This is a genomic window from Paenibacillus maysiensis, assembly GCF_000520815.1.
Taxonomy (GTDB): domain Bacteria; phylum Bacillota; class Bacilli; order Paenibacillales; family Paenibacillaceae; genus Paenibacillus; species Paenibacillus maysiensis.
On sequence record NZ_ASRY01000049.1, the window covers coordinates 19,206 to 31,620 of the forward strand.

The following is a 12,415-nucleotide window of genomic DNA, read 5'->3' on the forward strand; positions in this document are numbered from 1 at the left end:
CGCCAGCAGCCGGGCTAGTCCGCCGGTGCTTTTACTGTACGAAGCGGGCGGCAGGAGAAGAATAGATCGCGAGGAATTGTTGTGAAAAAACTTAAAAGAAGCTCACGATTGGTGGAAATGACACAATTTTTGCTGTCACGGCCGCACACGCTGGTGCCTCTTACGCATTTTGCGGATCGTTATGGGGCGGCTAAATCGTCTATAAGCGAAGACCTGGCCATTATCAAGGAAGTATTTGAGGATGAAGGTATTGGTGAGCTTCTGACGTTGGCGGGAGCGGCAGGAGGCGTCAAGCTGATCCCAAGACTGTCCAGACAGCATGCGCTCACATTTGCGAATGACCTGTGTGCCCAGTTGGAGCAGCCGGATCGCATCTTACCCGGAGGGTATTTGTATCTGTCGGATCTGCTGGGCCAACCGGCAATGATGAATGAGGCGGGTAAAATATTCGCTACTGCATTTGCCAACAGACAGATCGATGTGGTTATGACGGTGGAAACCAAAGGCATTCCGCTTGCATATGCAACTGGAGCACAGCTAAACTTGCCAGTTGTCCTCGTACGGCGTGACCATCAGGTGACGGAGGGCTCGGCAGTGAGTATTAATTACGTCTCAGGATCACAAAAGAGCCTGCATACGATGTCATTGTCCAGACGTGCGATGCGCGAGAAATCACGTGTACTCATCGTGGATGATTTTATGAAGGCAGGCGGTACGATTCAGGGCATGGTCGACTTGCTGGCTGAATTTGATGCTGAGGTAGCCGGAGTAGGTGTGCTGGTAGAATCGGGCGAGGTGGAGAATGGAGAACGCTTGCTGCACGATTATATTTCACTGGCGAATCTGACCGCGGTTGATTCTCGAAGCAAGCAAATTACAGTCAAGCTGGGGAATTATTTTGATGAATCTACAGGTCAGTAAAATGTCACAATTCATCAAAAGATACCTAAATATGTCGAAAAGAAATCTTTTCAAAAAAATTACCTGAATTTAGGATACGATTTGTCCAAAAAAAGAAGGAATTCGAAATGCTGTGTGGAATGTATACACCAAGTCCTATTTGGAAAAAGGTGGTGAAACACACATGCAGATTACGGATGTTAGACTCCGCCGAGTTAACTCAGAAGGAAGAATGAAGGCGATTGCATCCATTACGATTGATAACGAGTTTGTTGTTCATGACATTCGAGTTATCGACGGTAATAACGGGATGTTCGTGGCTATGCCTAGCAAACGCACTCCGGACGGAGAGTTTCGCGATATCGCTCATCCGATATCTTCAGGAACCCGGGAGAAGATCCAGGTTGCTGTACTGACTGAGTACGAACGCGCGGCGGTGGATGAAGAAGTAGCTATTGAAGAAGGTGCTTAATTCGCCTAAAGCAAGATTGGGGTACAAAAGAAAAAGAGGGCCACAAACTGTGGCTCTCTTTTCTTTTTGTCTGGAATGAGATATATTCTTTAATGAGTTAACAGTCAGTTTTAAGGCAACTTGGAGCCATCCGGGCTGCCGAAGCGACTTTTTCATAAGACAGGGATCAAGCAGCAATGCGTCCCGGGGATGAATGTCCAGCACAAGCTGGCCTGAAAAAATAGCCATTAACTAAAGGTTCGCCGTTATTTTTCAGGAGGATTGTGAAAAGTTAAGCAAAAATCTGATCTGGAAATTGACGTTTTAGCCAAAGGGAAATTGTTATTTTCAGGATAGGAGGTTGGACTTGTTGGAAAGGTTGGCAGTCATTCTTGCCGCAGGGCAGGGAAAACGTATGAAATCCAAATTATATAAAGTTCTGCATCCGGTATGCGGGAAACCGATGGTCGGTCATGTACTCGACACGGTTCGTGAAATCGGAGTGTCCCGCAGTGTGGTGATCGTGGGTCACGGTGCGGAAGCGGTACAGTCTTATTTGGGACCGTCGGCAGAATATGCGCTTCAGGCAGAGCAGTTGGGAACGGGGCATGCTGTCAAGCAGGCCAAAGACTTGCTCGGTCAGGAGAAAGGTACGACCATCGTCATCTGTGGCGACACCCCCTTGATTACAGCGGAAACGCTGGAGGGCTTGGTGCAGCTACATGAGAGTCGGGGAGCTGCCGCAACGATTCTGACCGCTGAGCTGGACGACCCTAAGGGATACGGCCGGGTTATCCGTGATGCTGGGGGAGCAGTGCTCAAGATCGTGGAGCAGAAGGATTGCTCACCTGAGGAAGATGCTGTTCGGGAAATCAACACGGGAACGTATTGCTTTGATAATGCCAAGCTGTTCGCAGCGTTGGACAAAGTAACCAACACCAATGCACAGCAGGAATACTACCTGACAGATGTCATTGGTATTTTGCATGGCGAAGGCGAGAAGGTTGAGGCATATTTAACAGATGATGTGTCGGAATCCATCGGTGTGAACGACAGGGTCGCTTTATCAGTGGCTGAGGGATACATGCGAGAACGCATTGTGCGCAAGCATATGCTGAACGGTGTGACCATCATTGATCCATCCTCTACCTACATCGAGAGTGAGGTTGTCATTGGTTCCGATACAATGCTGTACCCGAACACGTGGCTGCGCGGTCAAACGCAAATCGGCGAAGATTGTGTGATTGGTCCGCAGACTGAAATTCAGGATACCCTGATTCATTCGGGCGCAACGGTGAAACATTCGGTGTTGAACGAAGCTGAAGTGGGCAGCAGTACATCTGTGGGTCCATTTGCCTACCTGCGTCCGGGTGCGAAGCTGGGCGAGCATGTGAAGATTGGTGATTTTGTTGAGGTGAAAAATGCGACTATTGGTGATCATTCCAAGGTGTCTCATTTGAGCTATGTCGGTGATGCCAAGGTGGGTACAAACGTTAATATCGGTTGCGGGGCAATAACGGTTAATTATGATGGATATAATAAATCTATTACAGAAATTGAAGATGATGCCTTTATTGGCAGCAATGTGAACCTGATCGCCCCGATTAAGGTCGGAAAAGGTGCTTATGTCGTAGCAGGCTCCACCGTAACACATGCTGTCCCTGATAACGATCTGGCCATTGCCAGACCGCGTCAAGAGAACAAAGCCGGATATGCGGATAAAATTCGCGCGCGTGCCAAAGCGAAGAAGAAAAGATCGGAATAACCTTAATCAGCAAGCTGTTGGATCTGTAATGAATGAATCAGCACGGAGGGTTTCTATAAATGACTTATTGCGATTCCAAACTCAAAATATTTACTTGTAACTCCAATCCGAAGTTGGCCCACCAGATTGCGGACTACATCGGAATTCCAATGGGGGAATCCCATACCACATCGTTTAGTGACGGTGAAATCCAAATCAAGCTGTCTGAAAGTGTGCGCGGTTGCCACGTATACATTGTGCAGTCGACTTGTCTGCCAGTTAACGACAACTTGATGGAGTTACTGGTTATGGTCGATGCACTCAAGCGGGCTTCCGCCAAAAGCATTAATGTCGTTATGCCATATTACGGCTATGCCCGTCAGGATCGGAAAGCACGTTCGCGTGATCCGATCACGGCGAAGCTTGTCGCTAACCTGATTGAAAAAGCGGGTGCTCACCGTGTAATCAGTATGGATTTGCATGCGATGCAAATTCAGGGATTCTTTGATATTCCGGTGGATCACATGTTCGGCGCGCCAATTCTGGCCCAGTATTTCCGTTCGAAGCAGATTGAAAATCCGGTTGTCGTTTCCCCTGACCACGGCGGTGTTGTGCGTGCGCGGAAGTTAGCGGATTTCCTGAATGCCCCGCTGGCTATTATCGACAAACGTCGTCCTGAGCCGAACGTTAGTGAAGTGATGAACATCATCGGGAATATTGAGGGTAAAACCGCTATTCTGATTGATGACATTATTGATACGGCGGGAACCATCGTGCTGGGCGCGAATGCGCTCAAGGAAGGCGGCGTAACGGACGTGTATGCGTGCTGTACGCATGCCGTACTCTCCGGGCCTGCTATGGAAAGATTGGAGAATTCACCGTTAAAAGAGGTGGTCGTGACGGATACCATTCCGATCGTTCACCCCAATCCGACAAGCAAGCTGAAGGTATTATCTGTGGCCCCATTAATGGGAGAAGCCATTATCCGTGTGCATGAGGAATTGTCAATCAGCAAACTGTTTGAAATCGAATAAGCGCTGGCTCATTAAAAAAGGGGTTGCCTCTTCCAACTGGAAAAGGTAACCCCTATCAGCATGTCAGGCTAAAAGCCCGGTCTGGATATAAATGTGAAGCGCTGACGATTGTATAGCGTGTCCTCCATTTCGACAAAATGCTCGTTAAAACGCGCAATGATGCCAATCTGGATATGTACATTCCCGTCATAGACTTGCACAGGAACCGAATGTTTTAAATGATATAGAAAATGGCTGTCATATAAGAGGATATCACCCTGATTGAGCATACCAGCACGCACCTTCCTGTTCAGTATAACTATTTTACCAAAAAATCAAGACTTCGAAAGAGGGTGTCGCGGTTTATGAAGTGGATTGTTGGATTGGGCAATCCCGGTCCCCAATACGAAAAAACGAGACATAATGTTGGATTTATGGCGCTGGATGCTCTGGCCGCCCGTCATAACATCCAGATTAACCAAAGCAAATGCAAGGCGTTGATTGGAGAAGGACATATTGGTGGAGTAAAAACCGTGCTGATCAAGCCGATGACCTATATGAATCTCTCGGGCGAGTCTCTGCGTGCTTATATGGACTATTACAAGGCGGATATGGATGATTTGGTCGTAGTATACGATGATCTGGATACAGAGGTTGGCAAAATAAGACTCCGGTATCAAGGCAGCGCAGGCGGTCATAACGGAATCAAGTCGATTATCCAGCATACGGGTACACAATCCTTTAATCGGGTTCGTATGGGTATTTCCCGCCCTGAGCCTGGATACGCCATTGTGGACTACGTTCTGGGAACCTTTCCTAAGAAGGAGAAGGAAATGCTGGCTGGAATGATAGAGGACACGTGTGATGCTTTGGAATACAGCTTGGACCATCCTTTTGAACGGACCATGGCTGAATTCAATAAGTAAGGTCTGAACAGGCAGGATGGGCTTAAATGGAAGTTTGTTGGACATACTGAAAGGTATAGAAAACTTTCAGGAGGCATATACATTACATGATTGTGAATTATGTATGCAGACATTGTCGAACTTTCTTGGGACGGATTGATTCCGCTGCAATAACCGAAGAAAGGTTGGGCTTCCATTCCTTGACCCCTGCCGAACGTAGAGATATAATAGCGTATAATTCGGGCGGTGAAGTGACCGTCAAAGTCATTTGCGAGCATTGCAACCAGGCGCTGGAAAATAATCCGGAGCTAAGCTTGCTCGTAAATCCGCTCCAATAACAGGTATTCAACTGGTCTCATGTACCAGCTTGAGAGGTGAAGCGGCAATCCCGCTTATGGAGCCTTGGCAGCATTGCTGAGGCTTCTTTTTCGGTTTGCTGCTTTCTCCAGAGTAAGCGTGTAATACTTGTTGCTATTCAGTTACATGCCGTTATTGTGAATAAATTTACATGCAACTATTTATAAGCATAAAGGGGTGCCTTTTTTGTTACAAGCACTTATTCAGGCTTTTACCAAGGATGCTGATTATGCATCCATTGCAGCAGGTATATCATCAGGCATGAAGGAACAGCTCATATCTGGTTTGTCAGGCTCTTCCCGACAGGTACTGATGGCTGCGCTCGCCGAAGATACCGGACGACCGATCATGGTCATGACGCACAACATGTTTGCCGCTCAGAAAATAGCAGATGATTTGCAGGAAGCGCTTCCTGCTGAACGGGTTTTGTTGTACCCCTCGAATGAGCTGGTGGCTGCTGAAGCCGCCATATCCAGCCCGGAGACGCTATCCCAACGAATTGAGGTATTGATACGATGCGCCCAGGGTTTTCGTGGGATTGTTGTCGTGCCGTTTTCTGGTGTCCGGCGTTTGCTGCCGCTCCCAGAGACGTGGCGTGAAGCCCGAATCGAGCTGAGAGAAGGCGAAACGATTCAACTGGAGCCGTTTTTGCTGCATATGGTCGAGATGGGATACCAGCGGGTGGAGCGTGTAGAATCACGTGGAGAGATGAGTGTCCGTGGCGGGATTATCGATTTTTATCCGATGACAACCCGTTGGGGCTACCGCGTGGAGCTGTTTGATGACGAGATTGACTCCATCCGTATGTTCGACCCGCAAGATCAGCGTTCGGTGGAAAAGGTTCAGGAAGTTATCGTAACGCCGTGTAAGGAAGTCATCGCGGATAGCGCTCGTATGGATCAGGCGGCAGATGCCGCTGCGATTCTGTTGGAGGAGCAGCTGGGCAAAATGACAGACCGTCAGGCCAAGCTGCATCTGAAAGAGGAGATTCACCGCGAAATTGAGCTGCTGCGGGAGCATGTGTATTTTGACGAAATCTATAAATATATCTCGCTGTTGTATCCCGAACGCAAAACCTTGGCAGATTACATGCCGGAAGACACCATTCTGATCATTGACGAGCCGGCGCGGATGCTGGAAACAGCCAAGCAGCTTGAACGGGATGAGTCCGAGTGGAATCTGCATTTGCTTCAAAACGGTAAAACGTTACCGCAGCTAGAGCTGTCGGATAACGCGGATAATCTGCTGTATAACCGGAGGTTCCAGACGTTGTTCCTGTCGATCTTTCTCCGTCAGGTTCCGCATACGCAGCCGCAAAATATTTTAAATTTCATCTGCCGGGGCATGCAGGATTTCCACGGTCAAATGAATGTGCTCAAGGCGGAAATGGATCGCTGGCGCAAGGCGGGCATACAGGTTATGATGCTGGCGAGTGGAGACGAGCGGCTGGATCGGATGCGCCGGGTGCTTCAGGATTACGGTATTGATGAGCCAACGATGGCTATCGGCAATTTGCAAAGCGGTTTTGAGATGCCATCTATTCATTTGGCAGTGATTACCGAGGGCGAAATGTTCTCGCAAAAGCAGCGCAAAGCACGCAAGCAGGGCCGCCATGTGGACAACGCAGAACGGATTAAGAGCTATAGCGAGCTAAAGGTGGGCGACTATGTCGTACACCAGAATCACGGGATCGGGAAGTACATGGGGATCGGTACGCTGGAGGTTGGCGGTATCCATAAGGATTACATGCACATTCTCTATGCGGGCGGCGATAAGCTGTCTGTACCGATTGAGCAGATTGACCTAATTCAGAAGTATGTCGGCTCAGAGGACAAGGAACCTAAGATTTACAAGCTGGGCGGAAATGAATGGATACGGGTGAAGAGCAAGGTTCGCAGCTCGGTTCAGGACATTGCTGATGATTTGATCAAGCTGTACGCAGAACGGCAGTCAGCGCCGGGTTTTGCTTTTGAAAAGGATTCACCGGAACAACAGGAATTTGAGGATATGTTCCCATATGAAGAGACCCGTGATCAGGTTCGGGCGATTGAAGAGATCAAGAAGGACATGGAGCAGAGCCGTCCGATGGATCGTTTGCTATGTGGTGATGTGGGCTACGGCAAGACAGAGGTTGCCATCCGCGCTGCATTTAAGTCGGCTATTGAGGGCAAGCAGGTGGCCGTGTTAGTACCGACGACGATTTTGGCACAGCAGCATTATGAGACGTTCCGTGAGCGCTTTTCCGGGTATCCGTTCAACATTCAGGTGTTGAGCCGTTTCCGTTCGCGCAAGGAGCAGAATGAGACGATTAAAGGGGTTCGTCAGGGGACGGTCGATATTGTCATTGGCACCCATCGCTTGCTGTCGCAGGATCTGGTATTTAAGGATCTGGGGATGCTCATTGTCGATGAGGAGCAGCGGTTTGGCGTGACGCATAAGGAAAAGCTGAAAAAGCTGAAAACGAATGTGGACGTGCTGACGTTAACGGCTACGCCTATCCCGCGTACGCTACATATGTCTATGCTTGGGGTTCGCGATTTGTCGGTCATTGAGACACCACCGGAAAACCGTTTTCCGGTGCAGACTTATGTTGTCGAGCACAGCCAGACGTTGGTACGTGAGGCGATTGAACGCGAGATGGCACGCGGAGGACAGGTGTACTACCTGTATAATCGCGTACAGGGCATTCAGGAAATGGCTGCCGAGATCAATGCCCTCGTGCCAGATGCCAAAGTGGGCGTGGGCCACGGTCAGATGTCCGAATCCGAGCTGGAGAAGACCATTTTGGACTTCCTGGATGGCGAATACGATGTACTGGTCAGCACCAGCATTATTGAGACGGGGGTAGATATTCCGAATGTGAATACACTCATCGTGCACGATGCCGATAAAATGGGGTTGTCCCAGCTTTATCAGTTGCGTGGGCGTGTAGGCCGTTCCAACCGGATTGCCTATGCTTATTTTACGTACCAGCGGGATAAGGTGCTGACGGAAGTGGCAGAGAAGCGCCTTCAGTCGATCAAGGAGTTTACGGAGCTGGGCTCCGGGTTCAAGATCGCGATGCGCGATTTGTCGATTCGCGGAGCGGGGAATTTGCTCGGTGCAGAGCAGCACGGATTCATTGCATCCGTCGGTTTTGACCTTTACTCGCAAATGCTGGCTGAGGAAATTAATAAACGTAAGGTTAGCGTACTTGGAGAAGAGGATCTGTCGAATCGAAATTGGAGTACGTCCATTGATTTGGGCGTGGATGCTTACCTGCCAGGAGATTATATTTACGACAGTATTCAGAAGATTGAGATTTATAAAAAGGTTGCGGCAGTCAGCACGTTTGACGAGGCTATGGAGCTGGAGGATGAGCTGGTCGACCGCTTTGGCGACTTGCCGGAGGCTGTGCTTCATTTGCTGGCTGTGGCCCGTCTCAAGGTGTACGGACGCATGTATGGCATTGAGTCCATTGTCCAGCGGGATGACAACATCGTGTTGAAATTCCACGAAGGGCGCCAGCAGGCGGTACAGACCGCCAAACTTGCGGAGATTGGCAATCGCTTTGAAAGACGTGTACAATTTGAACAGGGCACTCCTATGAGCGCACGCATCAAGGGCAAAGGTCTGGATGATCCACAGATACTAGAGCTGCTGGAGCAATTTTTGAGTGCACTAAAAGATGCATTCACATTGAAGGAGGAACTGCAAAATGTCACAACCAAATAAAAGAAAACCTTGGAGAATGCTATCGGTGGCCATTGCTGCGGTGCTGGCTATATCGGTGCTGGCGGCATGTACGAAGCAAGCCGAGGAGAGTAAGGTCAAGGACGAGCCGAAGGACAACAGCAAGGTTGTTGTAACCTATAAGGGCGGGACTATTACGGAAAATGAGTTTAATCGTGCAATTAGCATGGTTAAATTCCTTTCCCCAGAGTATGAGTCTGTTATTAGCTCTGAACCGATGCGCGAACAAGTTGCGAAGCAGGAAGTGTTGTACAAGCTACTGGTTGCCAAGGCAGATGATAAGGCCAAGGAACAGGGCTCTAAAAATGGGAATGAACAATTTGAGCAGTATAAAAAGTCGCTCGGTGATGCTAAGTTTAAGGCATCTTTAAGTGAACAAAAGTTGACCGAGCAAGATGTGAAAGATTACTTTATCCGTATAATGACTGTTATTAGCAGTGAGACAAACAAAGTGACGGACGATCAGTTGAAACAGGAATTTGAGAAAAACAAAGATCAATTCACGACAGCAACCGTGCGTCATGTACTGATTAATTTCCAAGATCCAAAAACGAAAAAAGAACGTAAAAAAGAAGATGCTCTCAAGCTGGCCAAAGAAGTGAAGGCGAAGCTGGATGGGGGAGCTGATTTTGCGACGATTGCCAAGAAATACTCAGAAGATCCGGGTTCGGCTTCCAATGGCGGTTTGTATGAGAATGCATCCGTAGCCCAATGGGTGCCTGCATTCAAAGAAGCAGCCGAGAAGCAGCCGATCAATAAAATCGGTGAGCCGGTGGAAACAGAATACGGATATCACATCATTAAGGTGGAATCCCGCAATGAGCCTACATTTGATAAGCTGAAGGATAATGAAAAAGAGGCTTTGAAAAGTAAGCTAGTGGGGGAAAGCGTTCAAAACTTCATGACGCAGGATTTACCGAAGCTTGATTTGAAAATCAACCTGCCGAAAGTACCTGCTACGCAAGAGAAAAGTGGCACCCCATCGGGCACTGGCAGCACAACTGCGCCTGGAGGCACAACAAGTGGTACCAGTGATACCAAAGCAGGAACAACCAAGGACGGAGCTACAACCGAAGGTAAATAACTGAACATGCATAAGGAATTGGGAACAGATGAATACTATGGTCAGATATCACCATAAACACCATGACCGTGACGTTCTTCGTGACCGCTTCCGGGGGAGCGGAAGCGTCTTTCGATACCGTCAGTAGTTGACTAAATTCTTCTTGAGAAAGTGGGGCAACATGTGAAATGAAAGCTACTGGTATAGTTCGCCGTATTGATGATCTGGGGCGGGTAGTTATTCCTAAGGAAATTCGCCGCACCTTGAGAATTCGTGAAGGAGATCCGCTTGAAATTTTTGTGGATCGTGACGGAGAAGTCATTTTGAAAAAGTATTCACCTATCGGTGAACTTGGTGATTTCGCCAAAGAATACGCTGAGTCCCTGTTTGAAAGCACAGGACATATTACGATGATCACCGACCGCGACACCATTATTACGGTGGCCGGAGGCTCCAAAAAAGAGTTTCTGGACAAGCCGGTCGGCAGCGTTATCGAAGGCAGCATGGATAATCGCAAAACGGTACTGGAAACAGCCAGCGGCTCCTATGAGCTGACCCGAGACCACGAAGAAACACTTTCGTCCTTTGTGGCGGCTCCCATTGTTTCGGGTGGTGATCCTATTGGTTCCGTTGTGTTGCTGAACAAGGACGAAAACGTGAAGATGGCCGAAATGGAGATCAAAATGGCTGAAACAGCCGCTGGTTTCCTCGGCAAACAAATGGAACAGTAATCCTCCGTTCCGACCCTGTAAGACATACTGAATGGCGAAAGCCATCTGTCGTCTTGCAGGGTTTTTTTCTTTCCGGAGAAAGAGGCGGTATAATAGGACTCGTGAAAGATGCATATTTCAGGTAGGAGTGGGGAACGGACGATGCAGGAAAATCGCGCCGCTTCGCGGCTGCTACGGGGTGCTGTCATTTTGACGCTGGCGGCGGTAGCGAGCAAGCTGATCGGCACATTGCAAAAAATCCCGCTGCAAAATATCGGCGGTGACGGCGTGTTCGGTATTTATAATACGGTTTATCCTTTCTATACGCTGTTGATTACCATTGCTGCTGCTGGATTTCCGGCAGCGATATCAAAATTTGTAGCAGAATATGAGGCGGTGGGGAACCGGGCCGCAGGGCAACGTGTAGCCCGGTTGTCCTCCCTTGTATTGGGCATGTTTGGTGTGATTCTGGGTGTGCTGATGTATACGTGCGCACCGCTGATCAGTCAGTGGATCGACAATGCTCATGTCATTCCCTCGGTGAGGGCGGCGGCCTTTGCCTTTTTGTTCGTGCCGGTTATGGCAGGGCTAAGGGGATATTTTCAGGGCTTGCAAAATATGATCCCGACCGCTGTTTCCCAAGTGACGGAACAGACGGTACGGGTGGGTGTGATGATCATGCTGTTGCTGCTCATGCTGTCGCAAGGAGCCGGACCCGATATGATTGCTGCCGGGGCTGTTTTTGGTTCTGCGGCGGGCGGGGCGGCGGGTCTGGTCGTCATGGTGCTGTTCTGGCGTAACCACAGGAAGAAGCTCAGAAGGCAAGAGAGGCCGTCTGAGCAGGTTGTACACCCTGTTGGGAAGACAGAGCAGATGGGCATACAGGAGACTGCGTCTGGACGTTCTGGCGTTATAGAGAAAACGCCAGACGATTTGGTGAGCGGCAGTCGTGCTATCGTATCAGGTGTGCTAGAGAGTGCAGCCGGAACAGTGCAGGAACGGGCTGAAGAAGCCCACCGGACAGAGAGTTATGGTACTTTGCTAAAGGCATTGCTTCGTTATGCCCTGCCCGTTTGCTTGGGAGCGCTAGCCGTTCCGCTGATTAGTTTGGTGGACACGTTTACGGTGCCTCGCTTGTTAAAGCAGGAGGGCTTGGACGATACAGGGGTTATGGTGGCCTTCGGTGTCTATAACCGAGGTCTGCCGCTTGTACAACTGGTGATGATGTTTGCCACCACGCTGTCGGCATTGTTCATTCCGTCGCTGGCGGAAGCCAGGGTAACGGGCGGCACGGAGCTGGCACGCCGCCAGTGTGAGCAATCGCTGCGTTGGTTCTGGCTGTTGGGACTAGCCGCCGCGACAGGCTTAATTGTGCTGGCGGTGCCCGTTAATGTGATGCTGTATGCGGACGACACCGGCAGCGGAGTCATGCGCTGGATGGCGCTAACCGCTGTAGGCGGCACGCTCAGCATCATCTCGGCGGCGCTACTGCAAGGGCTGGGGGCAGTTCGCGCCCCAGCCTTGGCGATGCTCGCCGCAG

At 49.6% G+C, this 12,415-nt stretch carries 11 protein-coding genes; 10 read left to right on the top strand and 1 reads right to left on the bottom strand.

The genetic code is table 11. The features are described 5' to 3' along the window. Positions 1 to 81 precede the first annotated feature (81 nt). The 4 genes from purR (at position 82) to L696_RS0103835 (ending at position 4,129) form a co-directional block, all read left to right on the top strand. Positions 82 to 921 carry a pur operon repressor gene (purR, locus tag L696_RS0103820; protein ID WP_025682470.1) on the top strand — a complete coding sequence of 280 codons (840 nt, stop codon included), beginning with the start codon at positions 82 to 84 and terminating at the stop codon, positions 919 to 921. Between the two features lie 163 nt (positions 922 to 1,084). Beyond that, entirely contained in the window at positions 1,085 to 1,372 is a 288-nt protein-coding gene (spoVG, locus tag L696_RS0103825) for a septation regulator SpoVG (protein ID WP_025682471.1), read from the top strand. 346 nt (positions 1,373 to 1,718) lie between these two features. Continuing rightward, positions 1,719 to 3,116: a bifunctional UDP-N-acetylglucosamine diphosphorylase/glucosamine-1-phosphate N-acetyltransferase GlmU gene (gene glmU, locus L696_RS0103830; RefSeq protein ID WP_155985308.1), complete on the top strand. Its 1,398-nt coding sequence runs from the start codon at positions 1,719 to 1,721 to the stop codon at positions 3,114 to 3,116. A 59-nt stretch (positions 3,117 to 3,175) separates the two neighbouring features. Next, a complete protein-coding gene (locus L696_RS0103835) occupies positions 3,176 to 4,129 on the top strand; it encodes a ribose-phosphate diphosphokinase (protein WP_025682473.1) in 954 nt (317 codons plus the stop codon). A gap of 68 nt (positions 4,130 to 4,197) precedes the next feature. Here the strand turns inward: L696_RS0103835 and L696_RS0103840 are convergent, their stop codons facing one another. Continuing rightward, positions 4,198 to 4,398: a hypothetical protein gene (locus L696_RS0103840; protein ID WP_025682474.1), complete on the bottom strand. Its 201-nt coding sequence runs from the start codon at positions 4,396 to 4,398 to the stop codon at positions 4,198 to 4,200. A gap of 75 nt (positions 4,399 to 4,473) precedes the next feature. On the opposite strand from L696_RS0103840, the gene pth reads away from it, so the two are divergent. The 6 genes from pth to L696_RS0103870 form a co-directional block, all read left to right on the top strand. Then, positions 4,474 to 5,034 carry an aminoacyl-tRNA hydrolase gene (gene pth / locus L696_RS0103845; RefSeq protein ID WP_025682475.1) on the top strand — a complete coding sequence of 187 codons (561 nt, stop codon included), beginning with the start codon at positions 4,474 to 4,476 and terminating at the stop codon, positions 5,032 to 5,034. An 86-nt stretch (positions 5,035 to 5,120) separates the two neighbouring features. Further along, positions 5,121 to 5,351 (top strand): anti-sigma-F factor Fin, encoded by a 231-nt coding sequence (gene fin, locus L696_RS0103850; RefSeq protein WP_025682476.1) that lies wholly within the window; start codon positions 5,121 to 5,123, stop codon positions 5,349 to 5,351. A gap of 205 nt (positions 5,352 to 5,556) precedes the next feature. Continuing rightward, positions 5,557 to 9,084 carry a transcription-repair coupling factor gene (gene mfd, locus L696_RS0103855; RefSeq protein ID WP_025682477.1) on the top strand — a complete coding sequence of 1,176 codons (3,528 nt, stop codon included), beginning with the start codon at positions 5,557 to 5,559 and terminating at the stop codon, positions 9,082 to 9,084. Beyond that, the gene (locus L696_RS0103860) at positions 9,068 to 10,186 is read left to right on the top strand and encodes a peptidylprolyl isomerase (RefSeq protein ID WP_025682478.1); all 1,119 of its coding nucleotides are present in this window, start codon (positions 9,068 to 9,070) and stop codon (positions 10,184 to 10,186) included. Before mfd ends, L696_RS0103860 begins: the two co-directional genes overlap by 17 nt. A gap of 167 nt (positions 10,187 to 10,353) precedes the next feature. Next, a complete protein-coding gene (gene spoVT / locus L696_RS0103865) occupies positions 10,354 to 10,896 on the top strand; it encodes a stage V sporulation protein T (RefSeq protein ID WP_025682479.1) in 543 nt (180 codons plus the stop codon). Positions 10,897 to 11,037: 141 nt separating this feature from the next. Further along, positions 11,038 to 12,415: polysaccharide biosynthesis protein (locus L696_RS0103870; protein ID WP_025682480.1), on the top strand; the 1,378-nt coding region annotated here is incomplete at its 3' end.

Excerpts from the sequence above, each read along its gene's own strand:
- L696_RS0103840 (WP_025682474.1), bottom strand. The coding sequence starts at position 4,398 with ATGCTCAATCAGGGTGATATCCTCTTATATGACAGCCATTTTCTATAT.
- L696_RS0103835 (WP_025682473.1), top strand. The coding sequence starts at position 3,176 with ATGACTTATTGCGATTCCAAACTCAAAATATTTACTTGTAACTCCAAT.
- L696_RS0103860 (WP_025682478.1), top strand. The coding sequence starts at position 9,068 with ATGTCACAACCAAATAAAAGAAAACCTTGGAGAATGCTATCGGTGGCC.
- pth (WP_025682475.1), top strand. The coding sequence starts at position 4,474 with ATGAAGTGGATTGTTGGATTGGGCAATCCCGGTCCCCAATACGAAAAA.
- fin (WP_025682476.1), top strand. The coding sequence starts at position 5,121 with ATGATTGTGAATTATGTATGCAGACATTGTCGAACTTTCTTGGGACGG.
- spoVG (WP_025682471.1), top strand. The coding sequence starts at position 1,085 with ATGCAGATTACGGATGTTAGACTCCGCCGAGTTAACTCAGAAGGAAGA.
- spoVT (WP_025682479.1), top strand. The coding sequence starts at position 10,354 with ATGAAAGCTACTGGTATAGTTCGCCGTATTGATGATCTGGGGCGGGTA.